This window comes from Vreelandella glaciei, assembly GCF_013415125.1.
GTDB classification, from domain to species: domain Bacteria; phylum Pseudomonadota; class Gammaproteobacteria; order Pseudomonadales; family Halomonadaceae; genus Vreelandella; species Vreelandella glaciei.
Window position 1 is genome coordinate 27505 of sequence record NZ_JACCDE010000034.1, and the last position, 22870, is coordinate 50374.

Genomic DNA, 22870 nt, shown 5'->3' on the forward strand with positions numbered 1-22870 from the left:
GAAACCTACACCCGACGGATGACGACACTGCCCGCGCTATAGCCAGCTCCAAATGAACAAATCACGCCAATATCGCCCTGATTGAACTGCTCGCGATGGAGGTGAAAGGCAATAATGGAGCCTGCTGAGCTGGTGTTTGCATAACGATCTAAAATGATCGGTGCCTGGATTTCACTTGGGTCATATCCCAACACTTTACGAGCTATTAAATCGTTCATATGCCGGTTAGCTTGGTGCAGCCACATGCGTTTAAGGTCGCTTCCGTTTAGCTCCAAAGACGCCAGATGATCAGTGATCAATTTGGCCACCATTGGGCAAACTTCTTTAAATACCCGCCGCCCTTCCTGCACAAATAGCTTATCCAAAGCCAGCGGATCACTATCCGTCACGCGATTTAAAAAACCCGCATTGTTACGAATCGCGTTGGAAAATTTAGTGACCAGACGCGTACCGAGAATTTCAAACTGCTCATCAGCAACGGCAACAGCGCTATTTTCTAGTACCACAGCAGTACAAGCATCGCCGAAAATGAAGTGGCTGTCACGGTCTCGAAAATTAAGATGCGCTGAGCAGATCTCAGGGTTGACCACCAGTGCGCGCTTAACGCTACCGGAGGCTATCGCATTTGCCGCGATTTCCAAAGCAAACGTGGCAGAACTGCAGGCCACGTTCATATCAAACCCATAGCCACTTGTTCCCAGTGTTTGCTGCACTTCAACGGCCACGGCAGGATAGGCACGCTCTAGATTTGAGCAGGCAACAATCACTAGCTCGATATCAGCGGCATCCACTTTAGCGGCGGCCAGTGCCTGACGTGCAGCCTCGGTCGCCATCTCACACTGAAGCGAGGGCTCGTCATTGCCCCGCCGCGGCAGTTTAGGCCGCATACGCTGTGGGTCAAGGATGCCAGATGCATCGAGCACGTAGCGGCTCTTAATACCGGAGGCTTTTTCGATGAATTCGCTACTCGAGTGTGCCAGCGGCTCGCGTTCTCCTCGCGCAATGGCCTCGGCGTGCTGCTCATTCTCACCATCTACCCAAGCATTAAATGCCGCCACCAGGGCCGCATTATCAATGGCGTGTTCCGGTGTATAGAGTCCTGTACCGGTAATCACCACATGTGTCATGCCAATCTCCTTTAAGCGGCTTGCCGACGTGGCTGGCCATTGTTGGCTAGCGCATAACCTGCGACGAACCCATCACGTTACTGTGTGCGTAAAATAGCGCTTTTTCCAGCACCTTTTTCAACCACTTGCTAAACGCTGATAATCTCTTGCCAACGCTTTTCAAGGCGTTTCACCGATACGGGCATATGGGTACCCAACTGCTGTGCAAAGAGCGACACCCTGAGTTCTTGCAACCACCAGCCAAAGCTCACTAACGTCGGGTCTTCGACACTCCCTCGCCGCTCACTTTTTCGACGGGCGTCAAAACGGGCCTCTAATGCCTGAACATCCTGCATCATCATTTGATCGCGACCACGTTCACGAGCGGCTTTTTCGAGCCGAAGCAGCGCCGCCTCGGTGTAGCGTGGATATTCATCCAGCCACTCGCCCGCATCGCGTATAAACCCTGGATAAACCAAACGCTGCATTTGCGCACTAACATCGCTGTACACCAGCGCCAAGGCAAAATTAAGCTTACCTTTTAGCACCTTACTGACTGCCAAGTGCCCTTGCAGTGCGGCTTCCACCTTAACCAGCAATGCTTTGGCTTCTTCAACGAGCTGACTCTGAGTAGCGGTCAGTCGCTCACTGAACTCGCCTTCTGAGCGCGGCAGCGGGTGCTGAGCGACGACCTGGGTAAACACCGCTAGCAGCAGGTCGTCAATCAGAGCTTGCTTGCTGCCTACTTTGGCAAATAGCAGCGCGCACTTCTCAACACCGGGCAGTTGCTTAATCGCTTTCACTTGCTCGGGTAGCTTGGCAATGCCCAGCCGGGCGATGCCTTCCTGATGGGCAGCATCCGCCTTCGCCGGGTGATCAAACAGCGCCACCTTAAATTCGCTGGCTTCGCCCCCCCTGGTTTCAACGACCAGCGCAGGATACGCCTCAACACGAATGCCTGCTTGGGTGGTCACGCGAGAGGTAGGCAATGGCGCTTTAGGCAAGCCAGCAACAGCAGGCTCAGAACTCACCTGTTCGGCCAGCGCCTGGGCGCCAGCACTGGCAGCTGCTTCAAAACGCTGCTCTAAAGCACGCAGATCGCGCCCCTGCCCTAAGGCTTCGCCCGCATGATCCACCACGCGAATATTCATGATCAAATGCGGCTCGAGCAAATCCAAGCGCCAGTCGTCCGGATGCACCCGCGTTGATGTCCGGCGGCGAATAAACTCCCCTAACGCCTCGGTTAACGGGCGCTGATCGGGCACCAGGGTTTCCAGCGCTGAATCCACCCAATCGGGAATCGGCACCACCTGGCGCCGGATGCTTTTCGGCAGCGATTTGAACAGCGCAATACACTTTTCACGCAATAGCCCAGGCACCAGCCACTCCAGTGCGTGCACCGGCACCTGGGGCACCATGGCGGCGGGAACGGTCAGGGTAACACCGTCATCCTCGGCTTCGGGGTCAAAGTGGTAACTGACCGGATACGCAACGCCCGCCAGAATCAAATGATCGGGATACTGCGCCTGGGTAATGTCTTCCGCGTCGCGCGCTTTAAGCGAATCAATATCGAAGTGGAGTAATTTCGGCTCCTGCTGCTCGGCCTGCTTGCGCCAGTGCTCAAAGCCCTTGCCGTTGACGATCTCGGCCGGGATCCGCTGGTCGTAAAAGTCATAGAGCGTGTCTTCATCGACCAGAATATCTCGCCGCCGAGCACGATCTTCCAGCGCTTCGACTTCGTCGATCAGCGCACGGTTATGAGCAAAGAAGGCGCCTTTGGTTTGAAACTCCCCTTCCACCAACGCACGACGAATAAATAGCTCCCGGGATTCCTGGGGAGCGATTGGCCCGTAATGTACCTTGCGCCGCGCCACAATCGGCAGACCAAACAGCGTGACCTGCTCGAAGGCCACTACCTGGGCGCGCTTCATTTCCCAATGCGGTTCGCTGTAGCTGCGTTTAACCAGGTGCTGCGCCTGGGGTTCAATCCACTGGGGATCGATTTTGGCCACGGTGCGGGCAAACAGCTTGGAGGTCTCCACCATTTCAAACGCCATGATCCATTTGGGCGACTTCTTGGCCAATCCAGAGCCGGGGTGGATCATAAATTTACGGTTGCGGGCGCCGAGGTACTCGCGGTTCTCCACCAGCGTACCTAAATTGGAGAGTAGCCCTGAAAGCAGCGCCTGGTGAACTTTTCCGGAGGTTCTACGGCGTGCCTGCTTAGCCTGCTCTTCGCTCTCTTCTTCATCACGTACAGGCGGCGCGGGTACGTCGATATCCATATCTCGCAGCAGTTGACGCAGCTGGCGGAAGGTATCGTGCCACTCGCGCATGCGCAGGTAGTTGATATAGTGATCGCGGCACCAGCGGCGCAGTTGATTGCCCGACAGCGCCTCCCGGGCGTTCTCAATGCCGTGCCAGAGGTTGAGCAGGGCGACAAAATCTGAATCCGGATCGTGCCAGCGTTGGTGAGCCTGATCGGCGGCTTGCCGTTTGTCGGCAGGCCGGTCACGAGGGTCTTGGATGGCCAGCGCCGAGACCACGATCAGTACATCGCGCAGGCTGCCGAATTCGGCGCCCGCCAACACCATGCGCGCTAGGCGTGGGTCAATCGGCAGCCGCGCCAGCTTACGGCCAAGTGGCGAGAGATGCTGTCGCTCATCGACGGCACCCAGCTCGAACAGCAGCCGAAAACCATCTTTAACAAAGCGGCTATCGGGGGGATCTACAAACGGAAACGCCTCAATATCACCCAGTTTAAGCCCCAGCATTGAGAGAATCACCGATGCTAAGTTGGTGCGCTGAATTTCGGGGTCGGTAAAACCAGGCCGGGATAGAAAATCCTCTTCACTGTAGAGGCGAATACACACGCCTTCGGCGATCCGTCCACAGCGGCCTTTCCGCTGGTTGGCGCTGGCTTGGCTAACCGCTTCCACCGGTAGACGCTGTATTTTGGAGCGGTAGCTATAGCGACTGATACGCACCAGCCCTGGGTCGATCACATAGCGAATGCCGGGCACCGTTAGCGAAGTTTCCGCGACATTGGTGGCCAGCACGATACGCCGCCCTCGATGAGGCGCAAACACCCGATTCTGCTCTTCATTGGAGAGCCGGGCGTAAAGTGGCAGTATCTCGGTACCCTTTAGATCGGCACGGCGCAGAATATCGGCAGTTTCACGAATTTCACGCTCGCCGGGTAAGAACACCAGCACATCCCGGGGGCCATGTAGCCAGCCTTTCTCACGCTCAATAGCTTCGATCTCACCCACCGCGTGCAGGATTCCCTCCTGCAGCGTGCGGTCTTCCTCATCCTCGTCGTCACGTATTAGCGGCCGATAGTGCACTTCAACAGGATAAGTGCGCCCGGTGACTTCAACGACCGGGGCGGGCGTTGTCGCAGTGCCAAAGTGTTTAGCAAAGCGATCGACGTCAATCGTCGCTGAGGTAATGATGATCTTCAGGTCGGGGCGCTTAGGTAACAAACGTTTTAAATAGCCGAGCAGAAAATCGATGTTCAGGCTACGTTCGTGGGCTTCATCGATAATGATGGTGTCGTAGCGCAGTAGCAGCGGATCGTGCTGGGTCTCGGCCAACAAGATCCCGTCGGTCATCAATTTAACCAACGTACTCGGGCTGCTCTGGTCGGTGAAGCGCACCTGATAACCCACTTGATCGCCGAGAGAGACCTGCAGCTCTTCAGCCAAACGCCCTGCAACGCTACGAGCAGCCAGGCGACGCGGCTGGGTGTGACCAATCAAACCACGGCGACCCCGCCCAAGCTCCAAACACATTTTAGGTAGCTGGGTGGTTTTGCCTGAGCCGGTCTCCCCTGCCACCACCACCACTTGGTGATCGCGTATTGCGTTAACGATGTCTTCTTTGCGTTCAACTACCGGTAGTTCGGGCGGATAGTTCAGCGCGACTTGCTGGGCTTCACGCAGGCTAAGCTGTTGCTGAGAGCGATCGAGCTCACGCTGCACTTCATCCAAACCACGGCTGATGGGCTTGTTGTCGCGCTGACGGCGGTATAAACCCGCCAGGCGACGCTCCAGCCGCTCTGCATCGCGCAGCATCACCCTCCCAGCCGCCTGTTGCAGCGACGCGAGACGTTGGCTATCGGTGGGGGCTGGGGATGTGTCGGTGGTCACGATTGAGTCGGCTTCCATTCACTTGGGCATTTAACAAAAGACATTGAATAAGAAAAAGTAACATGAGATACAAAAAATCAACCCGCTCATATGAGCGGGTCTAAAACACAATTGCCTAGTGTAACGCTTTCAACTCCTAGACGCCTAACTGCGGATCGAGGATTGAATGTTGGCGAGCAGGTCAGGCTTTTGAAGGTTTCTCATCACGCAGCTGGCGGCGGAGCACTTTGCCCACGTTGGTTTTGGGCAGCTCATCTCGAAACTCGATGATTTTAGGCACTTTATAGCCGGTTAGCTCTTTTTTGCACCAGTCACGCAGCGTTTTCTCATCAAGCTGGCTATTTTTGCTCACCACAAACAGCTTAATCGCTTCGCCAGCATTTTCGTCCGGCACACCCACCGCTGCCGATTCAAGAACGTCCGGGTGGGCAGCTACCACATCCTCGACTTCGTTAGGATAAACATTGAAGCCGGAGACCAGGATCATGTCTTTTTTACGATCCACGATGCGAATATAGCCATCATCCTGCAGCACGGCGATATCACCGGTGTGGAACCAGCCATCTTCATCAATAAAAACCCGCGTTTCATCTTCACGCTGCCAGTAACCCTTCATCACCTGTGGCCCTTGAACGCACAGCTCCCCAGGCTCGCCCATTGGCACATCATTGTCATCCGCGTCGACTACTTTGACTGCGGTACCCGCAACCGGCTTACCAATGGTGCCCAACTGAATCGCATCGGTGGGATTGAAGCTTACAATAGGTGATGTTTCCGTTAGGCCGTAACCTTCGGCAATCGGGCAACCGGTGGTTTGTTCCCAGCGCTGCGCCGCTGCTTTGGTGAGCGCCATACCGCCTGAGATAGTTAGCTTTAGTTTAGAGAAATCGAGCTGTTTGAAATCGTCCCGATTACATAGCGCATTAAACAGGGTATTGAGGCCGATGAAAGCGGTGAATGGCAACCCTTTGAGCTCTTTGACAAAACTATCCAAATCGCGAGGATTGGTGATCAACAAAGAGTGGTTGCCCGTTTCCATCAAAAATAAGCAGTTAACGGTAAACGTGTAGATGTGATAGACCGGCAGCGGTGCAATGATCAGCTCTTCACCATCGTTTAGATGAGGCCCAATGGCTTCGCGTGCCTGCAGCATATTAGCGATCAAGTTGCGATGTGTAAGCATCGCCCCTTTCGGCATTCCCGTAGTGCCGCCGGTGTATTGAAGCGCAGCTAAATCGTCGGGACTTCTCTTAACCTCAGTGTGATTTAGCGAGGCACCTTTTTTCAATGCATCGCGAAAACCCACCGCACTGGGCAGTGAATAAGCAGGCACCATTTTCTTAACGTGCTTGACCACTGCATTGATTAACCAGCGCTTGGGAACATCGTGTAAGTCGGCTAGCTGGGTGACTAAAACGTGTTTGATATCTGTTTTATCGAGCACTTTCTCCAGCTTGTCGGCCATATTGGCCAAAATCAAAATGGCTTTAGCGTTGGAGTCCTTGAACTGGTTGGACATTTCCCGCTCGGTATATAGCGGGTTGGTATTCACCACCACCAGCCCCGCCCGAAGCGCGCCAAATACCGCCACCGGAAACTGCAGTACGTTAGGTAGCTGGATCGCAATCCTATCTCCGGGGACAAGGTCGGTTTCGTGTTGAAGCCATGCGGCGAAGTCTGCTGACAGGCGGTCAAGGTCGGCGAAGGTTAGCGTTTTCCCCATGCAGGAAAATGCAGGTTTGTCCTTAAAACGTTCTACTGCGGTATGAAAAACATCCGTGACTGAATCATATTGATCCAACCCTTCAAGCGCTGGGCCACGTAAAACGGCGGCGTTGGCGTGTTCGCTCATGGGCAATCTCCGCTATCAATGTCGGCGTGCTCACCGACCTTGTTGTTGTCGCTAGGCTAATGTCGCAAAGTACAGGTGTCACAAAGTACAGACGCCCAACAATATACGACCCACGACAGGCTGTAAAACGATCGATTGAAACTTACGTTTCAACTTTAGCCCTAGTACTGGGTAGGTAAAAAACATGGTTCCTACCATTAACGTAAGTCACTAAGTCTATTATGGACACCCTTTATGGACAGTATCGCGCCTGGATTTCTCCATCCCGCCAAACCAATAGCTCTCCTGGCACCATACGTTGCCACGCTTCATTATGGGTAAGCGGCTCAGTGGCAATGACCGAAACGATATCGTCTGGGGTGGTGTGTTCGGCAAAATTTACCGTCATTTCTGCATCGGAGAGTTCCGCATCGCCAAAAGGCGCGCAGCGGGTGATGTGAGCCAGCTTGGTGGCGCAAAACGTATATAAATAGCGGCCATCAGAGAGCAGCATATTGAATACGCCCAATGCCCTGAGTCGCTCACATAGCTGATGCAACCGTTCCCACAACGTTGTGGGGTCTGCTGGCGGGGCAGGAAACTCGCGGCGAAGCTCACCCATTAACCAGCAGTAGGCGTGCTCGCTATCGGTGCTGCCAACCGGGGTGTAGTTTCCTAATGCTAGGCTTTCCCAGCCACTTAATTGGCCATTGTGGGCATAGCACCAAGGTCGCCCCCACATTTCACGGGTGAAAGGGTGGGTGTTGGCAAGCTTTACGCCGCCCACATTCGCTTGACGAATGTGGCTAATCACCACATTAGACTTAATGGGATAGTCGCAAATTAGCCGCGCGATGGGGGAATCGACGGAGGGGTGGGGATCGCGAAAATCGCGGTAACCACCCTCTTCGTAGAAGGCAATTCCCCAACCATCGCGGTGGGGGCCGGTGCCTCCACCGCGGTGCAAAAAACCCGAAAAGCTAAAACAGATATCGGTGGGCACATTGGCGCTCATACCCAGCAGTTCACACATACGCTTTACACATGTTTTAACGCCGAACAGTTGGTTAAGGGGCTCATTAACCAATCACCGGTTCACGACGACGAGAAGGCGGCTGGTCATCATTAGGTTCCTCTTCTTGTGTCACGTACTTAGCATTGCTCGAACGACGCCACCACCAAAGGGCGACACCAATAAGCGCGCCTAGCGCCATACCCAACACCAGCCACATCAGCCCGCCACGCAGCGCTGATCCGTTATTTTCTAAAAAGCCAACCGCCGCCACCATCGCCGAAGGTGCCCAACCGGTATAGAATTCACCCTCTTCTATTAGCGGCAATCGGAAACTAGCGGGTGCCCATATCGCCCCAGCGACTGCCCAGGTCAGCACTAAGCGTGGTAAACGAGGCAAAAAAGTGAGCGCAAAGTAGACCGCGACAATCACTAACAGCGACAGACCGTAATAACTCAACCACAGCAGTGACGTTGAATTTGCAAACAGCATAATACCCCTCATGTGGGTGAACTCACCCGACGTTGATTTCCCGTTATGGTACCTATCAATTTATGAAAGCACAGCTAGGCATACAATCAGGCTTACCCGCTGCGCGCTATTATCGCGCTAATGACCCGCAATGGCACTGGTTAGAAGAGCGCGAAAACACTGAAGTGAGCGACTTTTTAGAAGCCGCCAACCAGCAACAAGCCGATTGGTTTATCCCGCTAGCCCCGCTAGAAGAAGCGTTATACCAGAGCCATCTAGCGCGGCGCGAATTGGCCATTACCAGCCTTAAGACACCACTGGACCACTTTACGTTCTGGAGTAAGACCGGTGCCAAAGACGACTACCCAAGCTGGTGGCGTCACCCCAATAACCAACCTGAACAATATGAATGCTTCTTCGATGTTAGCGCCCGCGCTGCCGAGCACGATTTTTACGACATGGGTGACATGGCGCTTTCACCCGACGAGCAGTGGCTAGCATGGACAGAAGATACCCAAGGGGATGAACGGTTTACGCTCTGGCTGAAAGCCTTGCCTAACGGATCACCCGTTCAACTGCTCAGCGATATTGGCGCTGGCCTATGCTGGGCAGAAGATCAAACGGCCACCACAGCCACCCTACTCTTTACCCGCTTTGATGACACCCAGCGCCCCGATAGCGTATGGCGCATACTGCTAAACCTGGACACTCCCAGCGCCTCACTAGCGCCTGAGCTGGTGCTGCGTGAGGATGATCCGGAGTTCTGGATTGGCATTGGCAAAACGCGTTCAAGATCTTGGCTGCTGCTCGAAAGCGGCTCAAAGGACACCAGCGAAATTCATTTGCTGCCTGCACAAACCCCTGCCGAGACGCCGCGGTGCATTCAGCAGCGCCAAGCGGGGGTGGAGTACAGCATTGACCACCGCCCGGGCAACTTTTACCGACTGCATAATCAAGCAGGTGCTCACTTCCAGCTTGATTATCTACCGGAAAGCCAGCTTGGCCAGCGCCAATTAGGTTGGCTAACTTTAATCGCTCACCGTGAAGAGGCTACGCTTGAAGGCGTTGATGCGTTCTCCTGGGGGCTGATGCTGGGTGAGCGCGATCATGACCTAGCGCAGGTGCGTTTAAGGCGATTAGTGTTTGACGCGCAGCATGCCTGCACGCTGGATGAGTACCTGACCCTGCCCGAACAGCCATGTTCGCAACTACTGGAAGATGCACCACACTTTGATAGCCAGGTACTGCACTTGCGCGAAGAGTCGTTTACCCAGCCGCCCAGCTGGTTCGCACTTGATCTCACCAGCGGCGAACGCACGCTGCTCAAACGTGTGCCCGTTTACGGCAATCTTCAGCCTGAGCAATTAATCAGTAAGCGCCTATGGGCCACCAGCCATGACGGTGAGCAGGTGCCGGTGTCAGTCGTCATGCGTGCCGATCTAGCGGATCAGCCTTTACCCACGCTGCTGTATGGCTACGGCGCTTATGGCGAGGCGTTAGACCCTTGGTTCTCTATCGCCCGGTTAGAGTTACTAGAGCGCGGCGCAGCTTTTGCTGTTGCTCACGTGCGAGGTGGCGGTGAACGCGGTGAACCTTGGTATTTAAACGGCAAGATGGCCCATAAGGAAAACAGCTTTCATGATTTCCTGGCAGCTCGCGAGGCACTGGTTGAGCAAAGCGTTAGTGATCCGCGGCATGTCGTGGCCTATGGCGCCAGCGCCGGCGGGCTACTGGTTGGAACTTGCATCAACCGTGCGCCTGACGCGTTCTGCGCCGCGCTGCTAGATGTGCCCTTCTTAGACGTACTGCGCACGATGCAGAACCCGGAGCTGCCTCTAACCACTGCGGAGTACAGCGAGTGGGGCAACCCTGAAGAACCAGAGGTCGCCGAGCGAATAGCCGCTTACTCGCCTATCGATAACATTAAAGAGCAGGCATACCCTGCCCTATGGATTGAGGGCAGTTGGTTCGATACCCGGGTCAGCTACTGGGAGCCAGCCAAGTTTTATGCTCAGGTGGCGCAACTGCAGCAGGGTTCAGCGCCGATTTTGATGCGTACCGATATGAGCAGTGGCCACGGCGGCGCATCCGGTCGATTCAAAGCGTGGCGCGATACCGCCCGCCAAGACGCGTTTATTCTTTGGGCGCTGGGCCTTAACGCTCAACCCTCTCCAGCTACTGCATAAAGAGCATGGAGGCCTGCTGTGCCCCCGCCAACACAGCAGGCCAGGTAGCGGGTGGGGGGGCAGCAGTGGCTCAAAGATGGACAACGCCGGGTGAGTGAAGAAATCATTGGCTTTGTTCTGGGTGATGTACGATTGAACCGAATGTTAGCAATGATTTCGGATAATATTAATGAACGCCCCCCACACACAGAATCTCAAGACTGGTCGAAGATAAAGGTCGCCTACCTCTTTTTCTCAAATGAAAACATCAGCGAGGAAACACGCTGGAGACCACTTTCCCGCCAGTTCCCGCCCAATTCACCGATAGCAATTTTACTGAAATTGAAAAAATCCCTTGGCCGATCAATGATCGTTTAACAGGCAGAGCACACATTACGACATTGCCTTTTACATGACTGCCATCGCTCGTCTTGGTGGCTATTCGCATCACACAAGTGATAAGCCACTAAGAACAACGGGCTTCTGGCGAAGCTTCGTTCAGTTAGCTGGTCTCGTCAAAGAGTTCCAAGCTAAGACCCTGGCTCATCATTATCTTGGGAGGAAATTGAAAGCCTGATGCCGGGTGAACATAATCCATCCTTTTATAATAACGTGGATATTAGCGTGGGGCTGTCAACAGATATATGGTTTGCTATCTGACACACACAACAAGCTACATTCTATAGTCTCAGGTTACCATTCAGCTCATCTGGATGTGCCCTTCATCGTAAGAAACAATTCTTTACTATAGCAATGCTCACTCTCACCCCTGAATGCGGGATACGTTATACTGATCTTCTATAACAGTGTCCTCTGATAATGATCGTTAGAAAGGATTTAACATATGTTTCGGCGTCACTTTTTACGGATTTCAGGTGTTCTGCTTGCCAGCGCCTGGCTAGCCGGTTGTACTAGCCCGCAGTACCTGCAACTCAGCCCTGAACGCAGCGCCCAGGTGCCTCAGGTTGGCTCCGGCCAGCAGGTCACGGTAATTGCCCAAGATGGGCGCGAAAGCGATATTATTGGCAATCGTGCTGGCGGCGGAATGTCCACCGCGCATATCACCGTGAGCAGCCACGAATTGATTCCACGCTTACAGCAAGAAGCAGAGCGCGCCGTTAGCGATATGGGCTTTACGCCCACTACAGAGCAAGCCGAGGGGCGTCCGAGTTTGACGCTGGAGCTTGCCAGCCTGAATTACGCACGTGGCGAGAGCGGCCAGCCATTGGTAGACGAAGCGCGTCTTGAAGGTATCTTCCGCGCTATCGCACAAAATAAGGGCACTACTTATACCGGCACTTACACATCGCGCCGTACTCAGGGCTACGCCCTTAAGCCCGATGCCGACAGTAATGCACGCATGCTGAGCGATCTACTTAGCGATGGTATGAACCGTGCTTTTAGCGACCCTGAACTGGGCCAATTGCTCGCCCGCTAAGCTACTCCCTTGGCACAAACCGCACAAATGCGGGCTGCCCCTCTAAACGCTTAGAGGCGCGGCCCGCGTCGTTCTAGCGCCCACACGCTCTCCGTGTAGCCGCGCTCATCGGGGCTGCCCTGCTCTAGAAACGTTAACGTGAAATTAGGGGCGAACAGGCTTTCAATTTCGCTGGCGGGGACACTATAGGGAGGCCCTGCATCACCCTCGCTGTGGGCCAAACTAATCAGCAGACCTTTGGCACCGGGCGGTACCAGTTGAGCAAGATGAAACGCATAGCGCTGACGGGTTGCTGGCGGCAGTGCTATCAGTGAAGCGCGATCATAAAACGCCCCAATTTCTGCGGCCTGCTGAATATGCAGGTGAAAAAAGTCTCCGCACCAGAGTTCAACGTTGCCTTGACGGGAGACATTGAACCCTGCCTGGCGATATCGCGACACCGAGGTACTACGCTGAGCCAAAAATTGCTCAATGGCTTCAGGGGCAAACTCAATACCCAATACCGGATATCCTTCATCAGCCAGCCAGCGCATATCCAGACTCTTGCCACACAGCGGTACAAGCACCTTGGTGCGCTTGGCAACACCAAGCGAGTCCCAATGACGCAGTAGCGCCGGGTGCGCCTGCTGCAGGTGAAAACCAATGCGCCCTTCTTGCCAGCGCTTGCGCCATTGATCACTCATTCTTTTGCTACCTTTTCGTTGATCGCGCTATTAAAACCAACGGTCACGCTTTTTACGTCGACGTGGCAGGTGCGGCACAATCAGGCCAACCAACAAGCCCGCGCCAGCCACACCACCGCCGTACATAAAGTAGCGCATCAACAGGTCTTCTTCCTGTGTCTCTAGGCGAGCTTGAAGTCCCCTTACCTGTTGGCGCGACTCCTCGGCTTGGCTATCCAGCTCTTGGTTGCTTGCTTCAAGCTCGGCAATACGCCGTTCACGAACCTCAAGGGTTTCAGTCATTGAGGAAACACGCTGTTCCCAGGATTCATTGATGCCTTCAAGCTCAGCCGTTAACTCTTCAACCTGCGCCTCTAACGCGGGTAACTGCTCAACGGCACTGGGTGTTTCCTGCAGTTCATCACTCAATACCCAGACCGCATTGCCATCACTATTGCGAACGCGGGTATAATTGCCACTGGTTTCAAGCACTTCCACCTGCTCGCCAGCATTTAGCGTACCAATAATGCGATAACCATCCGTCGGGCCACTGCGTACGTAGGTACTTAACTCGTCGGTCACCCATGCCTGGTTATCGGATTGGGCGTTAGCATTAATGCTCGCCACACTTAGTAAAACGCCAGCCGCAGCGGCGTAATTTCGAAAACGAATTTTATTTACCTGCATGACATCATGTCCTGATTAAAAACGCTGCAAGGCGGACGAAGCCAACAGCGCTTATCGTCTAACTTAGCGGTGCGTTTGTCTCATAAGCTTACCCTTCGCCGCGCGGTGGCAACGAAAAGGGACGGGGGAACTCTGCTACCCGGGCATCAGTTTTAACCGCCTTCAATGGGCCTTCACGCTCTACTTCATCAATGCGCACAATAGCATTTAACGGTAGGTAGCTACGTTTGACACCATCAAAGGTTCGCTGCAATTTTTCAGTCGCAGGGTCGACGACTACCCGTGAAGCATCGTCAAAGACAAACTCCTCGACTTCAATAAAGCCCCAGAGTTCGCTCTGAAAGATTTCTCGTACGTATAAATCCCAAATTTCACCCTGCTGGTGAACCACCACACGGTAGATCGGCTTGGCCGCCATCTTGGCCTATTCCTCTTGCCATTTGTACATGAAGTTGAACCGCCTAGCTTACCATATTCCTATTGCTACGCCTTTAAGGTAAGCCGTTGGCAAGGTCTGCGTTAATGCTACGGATAAAGCGCTCATTAGCCGCTCATGCCCCCCTCGTGTATGGTGGGGCAGGTAATTTGGCAGTTCTGTTTATTCACCAAGTAGGAGTCATCAACATGCAAAAGGATCCAAATAAGGGCTATATTGCTCTATTAGGCTGGAGCCTAAATGCGATTGAAGCGGCTGAGAATTTTGACCGTCGCTACATTGTCGTTGCACCTGACTGGGCCGAAGAGTATTGCCAAAAACACGACATTCCCTACGTGCCTTGGAATTTTGAGCGTCTTAATGATCGCTCGATGGAAATTGCCGAGACGCTTAAAGAAAAAGGTGTTGATGTCGCGATTCCTCTCTATGAAGAAACCGTAGAGTGGGCTGGGGCCATCAACTCCGTACTGCTTGATAATCCACGCATTTATGGTCAATCGCTACTGCTTCGCGACAAGGCGTTGATGAAGCGTCGGGCCCAGTTAGGCGGTATCCGCGTCGGTATCTTTGAAGAAGCCCACGATAAAGAAGACGTAGTGCGCTTCCTCAAGCGCGTTAACCAGACGCTGCTAAAGCTGGACGGCGACCCTAACGACCCGATTCACCTCAAGGCCTTCGATAAAGCAGGCTGCTTGGGCCACCGTGTCATTCGTACGCCGGATGAAGTGGACACCATCCCTGAGGAAGAGTTTCCGGTGTTAATGGAATCGCACCTGGATGGCTGGGAATTTGCCGTTGAAGCATGGATTCACGATGGCAAAATCGCTTTCTTGAATATCTCGGAGTACGTGACACTGGGCTACTCGGTATTCGTGCCCGCGTCGCCTGAGCTTGAGATTTACCGCGAGCAGATTACCCAACAGATTGAAAAGTTGATCAAGGCGTTCGACATTGAGTTTGGTTTGATCCACCCCGAATACTTTGTCACCAGCGATGGTGAGATGTACTTTGGCGAAGTGGCGTATCGTCCGCCCGGTTTTAAAGTCTTCGAATTGTTAGAACGTGTTTACGGCTTTAATGCCTATCAGGCGTCAATGCTGGTGTTCGACCCGAAAACCACGAAAGAAGAAGTGGCCAAGTTTTTCCCCAAAGAAGTGGTCGATGCCGATGGCTTTGCCGGTTGCTTTGGCGTATACCCACGCCGTCGTGTAGTCAGCCGTTTGGAAATTCCCGAAGAGACCGAAGATCACCCCTACTTTGAGTCTCATGAGCTAACCTCACCAGTAGAAGAAACCGTTACTAAACGCACCGCGTTTGGTACCCATTGGGGTCTGGTCTACTTTAAAGGCGAGGATGCGCATACCATACGCGACCTATTAAAACGCCAAGAAGACCTCGACTTCTATGTATAATCCCCGCTAACGCTGGGATAAGGAGTCACCGTGGAGACAGATCAAGTGACGTCTTCTCAAGAAGATAGCAAGCTCAATGGATTGTTGAGCAAATTTGATGACGCCGTGCGCCTGCTTACGCAGGCGCCCGCCTTCTCGAAGCCCGCCAAGCTGCCGCGAGTAATGGATACTGCGCGGCGAATATTACTTCAGGATGGCGGTTGTGAAGCACTGGAAACACGTGCGCAAGCGTTCGAGGACGCCGGTGTATTTTTAGGTTCTGATTGGGAAACCCCTCAATACTTGGTGCCTACTTTGACGACTTTCTCGCTGAAAAGCGCAGATGCCAACGTGGTCGTTATTGAGTCATTAAGCGAGCTGCGACTGCTCTCTGTCGCTAAAGGCGATTTTGTACACCCGCTGGTTTCTGCAGAGCATGCGCACCATTACCTTACTCAGGTCATGGCGATTAATTTATGGCTACTGTTCTTACCGCCTAGCGAGGCGGAGCGGGAAACCCAGGGGCGCCTGGCGACCATTCCTCGCCTGCTTTTCCAGCACTTAGCGGATCGAATCGGCTACGAACATATTGTCGATCAACTGATTGATGAAATTTGGCGCATTTTAAAGCAGCGACCTATCCAGGTTGACGCAATCAAGCAGATGATCACCCAAATTGCCCTTTGCCAAGCCAACCCAGCAATTGATCTAGGCGCTAGTGGTCAAGGTGCCGACCGTTTGGTCAGCTCACTTTACGGGCCCACTCAGGCCTGCCGAGAAGACCCTGGTGTCGATGTTTATCGCGATCGACTGGAGCACATGGATCAGACGGCGCTGCAGGCTGAATCCACGGGCTTTGCCAGAGCAATGCACGATACCGGCTTAGTATCGCCCTACCACGCCGTGTTGCTACGCCACCTGCTTGAAGAGGGGGATCATTTACTCTCTGAAGCGTTGGGCTTGTCGTCTACCGGGCGTGATTGCTTACTCTGCTACCGTGAGCTGGTTCAAGCGTTGATTCGTGGTGGGGTTTATCCTGCTACCTCTCAGGCAGTCTACGGCCTTGCGCTAATGCTCGAACGCGGTATTCTCTATCAGCCGCCGGTGGCACCGGCAATGTGGCGTCAGCTTAATCTACCGCTCTCAGAGTGGGCGCAGTCACGACTCTCTATCGCCTATGGCGACACTGTTTCTCCCCGCGCACGACTGATTGAAGGTGTGCTATGCATGCTGGGTCTACCGTTAGGTGTGGGACAGGGCAATAACCCTACCTGCCAATCGGCACGCGCCCTTTCCATGTGGGCCTACAATGACCCGGACTATCTGCTACAGATGGTGGCATGGGCAGCACGCGATGACGAAATCATCATGCATTTCGAGGGACAGGCCATATCATCAATGGAGAGCCTTTCTGGCGTTGCAACTGAACTGCCTATGGATTTAGACCCGGTGTCGCTAATTGTCGTGCCACATCTGGATCGCATTTATGCCGAAATGGGCCGACGCTGCATTGGTCGTGAGGGCGACCCTCACCGCTGGGTGAATCCTGAATTTCATGGCTGGTGGTCAGGACGTGGTTTCCGCATCAATGTCGATGTTGCCACCGGTCAGCTAAGCGATGTGGATGATTTTGTACGCCACTTCTACGCCAGCTATCACCCCTACTACAATGGCAACCAACCGCTGATTCATCCACAGCCAGCGGGCATTGCGGTCACCGATAGCGCAGCGCGTTTCATTGGCTGGCACGCCATCACCATTTTGCGGGCGTCCCTCGACCCCTCTGACGTTATGCGGGTTTATTTTTATAATCCCAACAACGATAGCGGTCAGGATTGGGGCGACGGCGTCATTGTCAGCACATCGGGTAACGGTGAACGCTTTGGTGAAGCATCACTGCCATTCGAACGCTTTGCATCGCGGCTGTATATCTATCATTACGACCCACTCGAGCGCGGTGAAATAGTCTCTGTCACCAGTGAAGAGTTGGAAAATGTTAAGTATTACCTGCACCGTAGCTGGGGGGCATCGCGTTTACCGCCTGTCGAACTACAGGCTGATCAAGGCCCTAATGCCCCACCGGATGCAGAATAAGCCGCCCTATTAACGACACTCTCAATCATTATGATGCGACTCGATCAACTGTTGGTCAGCCAAGGGCTGGCCAATTCGCGTACCCGCGCCCAGCGGCTTATTCGACATGGCCGGATTCGTCTCCCAGGTAACGGCAAGCCATTAACTAAAGCGTCAGAAAAGTGGCCCGAAGATACTCGCTTTGAAGTGGAGGAGGACCCTGAAGAGCGCTATGTATCCCGCGCGGGTCTGAAACTCGAAGCGGTACTGACAACGCTTGAAATGCGCTTGGATGAAACAGTGGTACTCGATATAGGCCAATCAACCGGTGGCTTCACCGACTGCGCGCTGCGCTTTGGCGCTCGCCATGTCATTGGTGTAGAAGTTGGCCATGGGCAGTTGGCCCCCGAGCTACGTGGCGACCCACGCGTGACGTGCCTGGAGGGATTAAATGCGCGTTACATGAGTAGCGATGAAGCACTAAAAAGCGTGCTTGCCGCCCAACCCATTCATAGCGCCATTATGGATGTGTCATTTATCTCGCAAACGCTGATTCTGCCTGAAATTGCCGCCCTGCTGCCGCCGGAGGGGCAATTGATCTCGCTGGTTAAACCTCAGTTTGAGCTGAACGCAGAAGCTCTCGATAAACGCGGCGTGGTACGTGATGCTAGGCGTTATAACGACGTTGAAACCAATATTCGCAGCGCCTGTGACGCCTGCGGGTTCGCCATTCGCCACTGGCAGGAGAGCCCGATTACCGGCGGCGATGGCAATCGGGAGTTCCTCCTGCATGCCATCAAGGAACGTAAGAAAGAGGCTTGAAAAGAGTCTCAAGTCGACGAAGGAGGCGTGAGCTGATTTGCAGACTGCACTTTTATCGCCTCGCCTTTCTCGGGATGAAGCCATACATCCATCTGCTCAAAGGCCACGCGTACGCCCGCTTCACGAAACAGTGCATCAACCCGACAGTTAATTTCATCGGCCGCAAACAGCCTGTCGAGCAGGTCGTTGACGAAAATACGCAGCTCAAAATTGAGGCTGTGCTGCCCATAGCTTAAACAGAAAACCTGCGGTTCAGGGTCAGCTAGCACGCGCGGGTTTTCATCTGCGGCTTTGCGCAGCAGTTGATGCACCTTCGGCATGTCCGAGCCGTGAGCCACGCCGTAGGTAAGCACGACTCGGGTGATGTTATCCGACAGCGACCAGTTGATCAGCTGGTCAGTCACAAAGGTTTTATTGGGGATAATAATCTCTTTACGATCAAAATCAGTGACAGTCGTCGCTCGGATGCGGATACGGCTGACGGTACCGTGCAAATTGCCAATCGTGATCGTGTCGCCAATACGGATAGGACGTTCAAACAGAATGATCAAGCCGGATATAAAGTTGGCGAAAATCTCCTGCAAACCAAACCCTAATCCTACGCTCAATGCGGCTACCAGCCACTGCAGTTTGTCCCAGGAAACCCCAAGGGTCGATAGCCCCATAACGATCCCCGTGCCCACAATGGTGTAGGAGAGCAGCGAGCTAATCGCATAAGCGCTGCCCTGTTTCAATGACAGCCGGGATAGCACCATTACTTCTAACAGGCCGGGTAAGTTGCCCGCCATAATAAACGTAATAGCGACGATCAGCAGAGCAGCAAAGATGTCGGATATCGATAGCGCGTTATCAACCAGATCCCCCTCTTGCGCTTCCCACAGTGACACGTTGTCCAAATAGCCGAGCACCGAGAGCAAGTCTGACCAGACCAAGTAAAGCAGCGCACTAAAGCCAATCAACACAATCAGCTTGGAAAGCCGCAGCGATTGGCTATTGATCTGCGCCATATCAAGCGGGGGCTCTTCGACTACTTCGAGACCACCTTCCGCCCCCTCTTGTACTTGAGCGCGACGACGGGCCAGTGCACGACGATAGGCGAGCCGACGAGCAGCTACTGCCAAGCTGCGCACCAACGTAGCTTCCACCACCACCCACAGCCCCAGCAGGTAAAGCGTAATGGCGAACCTGCCTACTAGGCGCAACGCAGTGTATTCATAGCCCCAGGCGACTAATCCCAACAGCATCAGTGGCACCGACGCCATCGCAAGCCCCAACAGCAAACGAAACAGACGCACGCCAAAAATGGGGATATGCGCCAGTATCAACTGCGCCAGCCACCAGCTCATGGCTATCAAACCAAGCGAGAGTAATGCTAGCGCAACGGGGCGCATTGCTAACGGAGTCTCCACTTCACCCGACATAGCCGCAATGGCAATGACGGGCACCAAAGCAACCCCTAACCCGCCTAACAGTTGGCGTAACCGAGCGGTGTATTGTGGTGACCAGGTAAAATGACGCTCAGCCACCCCCTCAGCAACCAATAGTCGGCGCACCCATGCCACTACGCCCCAACTCAAGGCTAACTGAAGCAGTGCCGGAGCAACGCTATTTACCAACGGCCCCGCTGCGCCTAACAACCCAACCCCAATGCCCGCTAACGCTAATGGGCCAGGCAGCGCCAGCAGCGCATTTAGCAGCACCGCTTTAGGCGTGTGCAGCTGGGTGTCGCTTTTCAAGCGTCCGATTTGTGAATGCAGGTTCGCCAAGCGTGTCTTAATTTGGCGACGTAACCCCATCAGCACGAGTCCCACCAACACAAGCGGTGCCCCGTTAAGCACTTGCCAAGAGAGTCCTTGCCAACGGGTGGGCAAAATGGCACGCCACTCACCCTCTTGCCACTCCAGGCGTAAATTATGCGGCAACTGGCGCAGCCAGTTAACGTCCAGCGGGCGGCTATTGGCCACCCAAAATAGCTGTTCATCAATGGTTTCGAGCAGCTCACTGGTGGTCGTTAACACCTGCTGCTGATTCAACTGTAGCTCGATCGCTGCACTCAACAAGCTTCCATAGGACTGCTCCAATTGTTCGACCAGCTCTCGCCGGGACTGATAGAGCCGCGAGAGTGAATCCACCAGTCCTGGCGTCGCTTCTATACCCGCTTCGGCTAGCTGCGCAGCCGCAAACTGCTCGCTTTGGCGTAACTGGTCACGCTGACGGACTAAATCAAATTGCTTCAAACGCAGATCAGCAATTTCATCCTGCAAATCGCTCCGTGCGGTTAATGGCGGGAGGGATTGGCGCTGCTCACGCAGAATACGCGACAGCAGTTGGCTTCCGCGTATGGCGTCAATTTGCTCATTCAGGCTGCGCTGTAGTTGGCGGACATGCTCCAACTGACGCTGGGCTTCAATATTCTCACGCACGATACTGTTAGCGCGGTCGGTGGCCCGTAGCAGTTCAAGGCTTAACGTTTGGTTGGCTTGTTGGGCTTGCACCACCAATGGGTGGCCAGCGGCAATTAAGGGATTATCCCGGGCGGCATCAGCAATCGCCTGCTCTGAGGCCAAACGCCGCTGTTGGTCTATCACCCCTTGCAACATACTGAGCTGCTGCTCTTGATAATCAATTTGCAACATCAGAACATCACGGCGCTCCTGCGCCAATTCGCGCAGCCGACTATTCGCGCTGAGTTCACGCTGGTAAAAGCTTACTTCGCGGTCAGCAAGTGCGCGCTCAAGGCGCAGCTGTATAAGCCGTGCATCACTCAATGCCGAAAGTTGCCGATCTGCTAGCAAAGCCTCGCGCTCATCGTGTTGTCGGCGTAAACTCTCCGCGCGCTGGAGAGTTTCAGCGATGGATTGTTGGGCGCGTTCTGGGAGTGTTTGCGCAGCCAGGAGTTGAGAGTTCACTTCTGCTAGCTGACTTTGCAACTGTTGAAGCTCGACCACCGCCTCAGTTTGCAGGGTTTCCAGCTCGTCAAGGCGCCGGTCACTCAAACCAGCCACGGAAAGCTGCTGTGACGCTTCTTCGGCTTCGCTCAACTCACGCTGCAAACGAGTTAGTAATTCTGGGGCTTGCTCTACGCGCGTATCTAACGCGGCCAGGCGCTCATCGACAGAGGCTAGCCGTTCATAGGCATCAAGGGCGGCCTCCAAGGCTTCTTTATCGCTGGTTTGTTGAGCAGTCAATGCGCCCTCAAGCGCTTCCAACTGAGCAAGCCTGGATGCCAGCTCAGCCTGTTCAGGTACACGCTCGAGCATGCTGGCCGGGAATGTAGCCTGGGCCGCGGCACTGCTAACAATAAGCAGCAAGAATAAGCACGTTACGATCCACTTACAGGCGCATCTCACCACGTTTCATATGCCTCGTTGACATCGATAGCTCCGCAGACACGGATAATAAGGTTATTGTCAGGCGTTCTGATAGCCAGCGCAATCAGAGGTGTTGACTTCCGCAGGCGGCGTGATAGAAACAACCATGGCATTTGCCTATTCATTCATTTTGCGAGCCACCTTAGATGGTTATCCGAAAACTACCGGTCACGAAATTATTGGTTCTGCTGAGTCTTGCTACGTTTAGTGCAAGTTCCTTCGCTGAGTCCCAACAAGAGATTGAGGCGCGTATCCGTGCCCTCAACGCTGAGCTATATGATCTGCATCAACAGTTGCAGCAGGTAGAAAATCCCGAAGAAGCCGCTCAAGGCGTGCCATTTGAGCAGTTGCCTGAAGAAGCCGCCAGAGAAGACTTGAGCGAGCGCCGTGAACTCGAACAGGAATCGAGCCGAAACCCGTTTTCAATCACAGCGCACCGCACCAATTATCTGTTCCCGGTTAGCTATAATACGAACCAGAACCGCGAAAGCTTTCGCAATATCTCAGACGACAGCGAAATAGATAGCGTAGAGCTTAAGTTCCAGTTCAGCGCCAAGGTAAATCTGGCTGAACAGGTGTTTGGCAACTACGGCGACGTCTTTTTTGGCTACACCCAGCGCAGCTGGTGGCAAGCCTACAATACCGACGCTTCATCGCCTTTCCGAGAAACCAACTACGAACCTGAAATATTCATCGACTTTGACAATGCCTGGGAGGCGCTTGGCTGGGTGAATACACGCAACCGAATTGCCCTTAATCACCAGTCTAATGGTCGCTCAGATCCTCTCTCCCGTAGCTGGAACCGGGTTTATCTTGAAAGCACCTTCCAGCGCGGTGACTGGGCGTTCACCCTGGCACCGCATTGGCGGATACCGGAATCCTCAGAGGACGACGACAACCCGGATATCGAACGTTACATGGGGTACGGCGATATTCGCCTCGCCAAGCGCCTCAATAATAACCATGAAATGAGCGGTCAGTTACGCGGCAACCCCAGCGCAGGGAATATAGGCACCCAGATTGATTACAGCTGGCCTGCTTTCAACAGTTTGCGGGCGCATGTACAGTACTACTACGGATATGGTGAAAGCATGATCGATTATGATCATCGCGTGCACCGCTTGAGCCTTGGGTTTAGCTTAAATCCCTTATTTAGTACGACAGGGCTGAACCGATAGGCGCAATTGCTTGTCTGTTATTAAATGGCTGCTATGCTCATAGTAGCTAAACCATTCATTCGTCAAAGGAAGACT

At 53.9% G+C, this 22870-nt stretch carries 16 protein-coding genes; 7 read left to right on the plus strand and 9 right to left on the minus strand.

Going from position 1 to position 22870, the window contains the following annotated elements:
- Positions 1-5 precede the first annotated feature (5 nt).
- The 5 genes from HZS80_RS19240 to HZS80_RS19260 form a co-directional block, all read right to left on the minus strand.
- Positions 6-1127, minus strand: a complete 1122-nt coding sequence (locus HZS80_RS19240; RefSeq protein ID WP_035563317.1) for a beta-ketoacyl-ACP synthase III — start codon at positions 1125-1127, stop codon at positions 6-8.
- 128 nt (positions 1128-1255) lie between these two features.
- A complete protein-coding gene (hrpA, locus tag HZS80_RS19245) occupies positions 1256-5275 on the minus strand; it encodes an ATP-dependent RNA helicase HrpA (RefSeq protein WP_179917002.1) in 4020 nt (1339 codons plus the stop codon).
- 163 nt (positions 5276-5438) lie between these two features.
- Positions 5439-7109: an AMP-binding protein gene (locus tag HZS80_RS19250; RefSeq protein ID WP_179917003.1), complete on the minus strand. Its 1671-nt coding sequence runs from the start codon at positions 7107-7109 to the stop codon at positions 5439-5441.
- Positions 7110-7341: 232 nt separating this feature from the next.
- Positions 7342-8121 (minus strand): class II glutamine amidotransferase, encoded by a 780-nt coding sequence (locus tag HZS80_RS19255; protein WP_179917004.1) that lies wholly within the window; start codon positions 8119-8121, stop codon positions 7342-7344.
- A gap of 46 nt (positions 8122-8167) precedes the next feature.
- Positions 8168-8593: a hypothetical protein gene (locus tag HZS80_RS19260; protein WP_179917005.1), complete on the minus strand. Its 426-nt coding sequence runs from the start codon at positions 8591-8593 to the stop codon at positions 8168-8170.
- A 62-nt stretch (positions 8594-8655) separates the two neighbouring features.
- Here HZS80_RS19260 and HZS80_RS19265 point away from each other — a divergent pair, with 62 nt between their 5' ends.
- The 3 genes from HZS80_RS19265 to HZS80_RS19275 all read left to right on the plus strand — a co-directional run bounded on the left by HZS80_RS19265 (position 8656) and on the right by HZS80_RS19275 (position 12175).
- Complete coding sequence (locus tag HZS80_RS19265) at positions 8656-10758, plus strand: S9 family peptidase (RefSeq protein WP_179917006.1); 2103 nt, start codon at positions 8656-8658, stop codon at positions 10756-10758.
- A 90-nt stretch (positions 10759-10848) separates the two neighbouring features.
- A complete protein-coding gene (locus HZS80_RS19270) occupies positions 10849-11115 on the plus strand; it encodes a transposase DNA-binding-containing protein (protein ID WP_179917007.1) in 267 nt (88 codons plus the stop codon).
- 466 nt (positions 11116-11581) lie between these two features.
- A complete protein-coding gene (locus tag HZS80_RS19275; protein WP_179917008.1) occupies positions 11582-12175 on the plus strand; it encodes a YajG family lipoprotein in 594 nt (197 codons plus the stop codon).
- Between the two features lie 50 nt (positions 12176-12225).
- Here HZS80_RS19275 and HZS80_RS19280 read toward each other — a convergent pair whose 3' ends face one another.
- The 3 genes from HZS80_RS19280 to HZS80_RS19290 form a co-directional block, all read right to left on the minus strand.
- On the minus strand, positions 12226-12858 hold the full coding sequence (locus tag HZS80_RS19280; RefSeq protein WP_179917009.1) for a class I SAM-dependent methyltransferase: 633 nt from the start codon (positions 12856-12858) through the stop codon (positions 12226-12228).
- Positions 12859-12888: 30 nt separating this feature from the next.
- Positions 12889-13524, minus strand: coding sequence for a TIGR04211 family SH3 domain-containing protein (locus HZS80_RS19285; RefSeq protein ID WP_179917010.1), 636 nt, complete (start codon positions 13522-13524; stop codon positions 12889-12891).
- Positions 13525-13612: 88 nt separating this feature from the next.
- Positions 13613-13942 (minus strand): DUF1820 family protein, encoded by a 330-nt coding sequence (locus tag HZS80_RS19290; protein ID WP_008959579.1) that lies wholly within the window; start codon positions 13940-13942, stop codon positions 13613-13615.
- Positions 13943-14148: 206 nt separating this feature from the next.
- Here HZS80_RS19290 and HZS80_RS19295 point away from each other — a divergent pair, with 206 nt between their 5' ends.
- From HZS80_RS19295 to HZS80_RS19305, 3 genes are read left to right on the plus strand one after another with little or no spacing between them, the layout of a single operon-like run.
- Positions 14149-15372: an ATP-grasp domain-containing protein gene (locus HZS80_RS19295; protein WP_179917011.1), complete on the plus strand. Its 1224-nt coding sequence runs from the start codon at positions 14149-14151 to the stop codon at positions 15370-15372.
- A 30-nt stretch (positions 15373-15402) separates the two neighbouring features.
- Positions 15403-17445 (plus strand): hypothetical protein, encoded by a 2043-nt coding sequence (locus HZS80_RS19300; protein ID WP_179917012.1) that lies wholly within the window; start codon positions 15403-15405, stop codon positions 17443-17445.
- Positions 17446-17475: 30 nt separating this feature from the next.
- Complete coding sequence (locus HZS80_RS19305; protein WP_179917013.1) at positions 17476-18246, plus strand: TlyA family RNA methyltransferase; 771 nt, start codon at positions 17476-17478, stop codon at positions 18244-18246.
- An 8-nt stretch (positions 18247-18254) separates the two neighbouring features.
- Here HZS80_RS19305 and mscK read toward each other — a convergent pair whose 3' ends face one another.
- Positions 18255-21557, minus strand: a complete 3303-nt coding sequence (gene mscK, locus HZS80_RS19310; protein WP_218927784.1) for a mechanosensitive channel MscK — start codon at positions 21555-21557, stop codon at positions 18255-18257.
- Positions 21558-21763: 206 nt separating this feature from the next.
- Here mscK and HZS80_RS19315 point away from each other — a divergent pair, with 206 nt between their 5' ends.
- On the plus strand, positions 21764-22795 hold the full coding sequence (locus HZS80_RS19315) for a phospholipase A (RefSeq protein ID WP_179917015.1): 1032 nt from the start codon (positions 21764-21766) through the stop codon (positions 22793-22795).
- The last annotated feature ends 75 nt before the right edge of the window (positions 22796-22870 follow it).

Coding starts and splice junctions, on each gene's coding strand:
- HZS80_RS19240 (WP_035563317.1), bottom strand. CDS start 1,127: ATGACACATGTGGTGATTACCGGTACAGGACTCTATACACCGGAACAC.
- hrpA (WP_179917002.1), bottom strand. CDS start 5,275: ATGGAAGCCGACTCAATCGTGACCACCGACACATCCCCAGCCCCCACC.
- HZS80_RS19250 (WP_179917003.1), bottom strand. CDS start 7,109: ATGAGCGAACACGCCAACGCCGCCGTTTTACGTGGCCCAGCGCTTGAA.
- HZS80_RS19255 (WP_179917004.1), bottom strand. CDS start 8,121: ATGTGTGAACTGCTGGGTATGAGCGCCAATGTGCCCACCGATATCTGT.
- HZS80_RS19260 (WP_179917005.1), bottom strand. CDS start 8,593: ATGCTGTTTGCAAATTCAACGTCACTGCTGTGGTTGAGTTATTACGGT.
- HZS80_RS19265 (WP_179917006.1), top strand. CDS start 8,656: ATGAAAGCACAGCTAGGCATACAATCAGGCTTACCCGCTGCGCGCTAT.
- HZS80_RS19275 (WP_179917008.1), top strand. CDS start 11,582: ATGTTTCGGCGTCACTTTTTACGGATTTCAGGTGTTCTGCTTGCCAGC.
- HZS80_RS19280 (WP_179917009.1), bottom strand. CDS start 12,858: ATGAGTGATCAATGGCGCAAGCGCTGGCAAGAAGGGCGCATTGGTTTT.
- HZS80_RS19285 (WP_179917010.1), bottom strand. CDS start 13,524: ATGCAGGTAAATAAAATTCGTTTTCGAAATTACGCCGCTGCGGCTGGC.
- HZS80_RS19290 (WP_008959579.1), bottom strand. CDS start 13,942: ATGGCGGCCAAGCCGATCTACCGTGTGGTGGTTCACCAGCAGGGTGAA.
- HZS80_RS19295 (WP_179917011.1), top strand. CDS start 14,149: ATGCAAAAGGATCCAAATAAGGGCTATATTGCTCTATTAGGCTGGAGC.
- HZS80_RS19305 (WP_179917013.1), top strand. CDS start 17,476: ATGATGCGACTCGATCAACTGTTGGTCAGCCAAGGGCTGGCCAATTCG.
- HZS80_RS19315 (WP_179917015.1), top strand. CDS start 21,764: ATGGTTATCCGAAAACTACCGGTCACGAAATTATTGGTTCTGCTGAGT.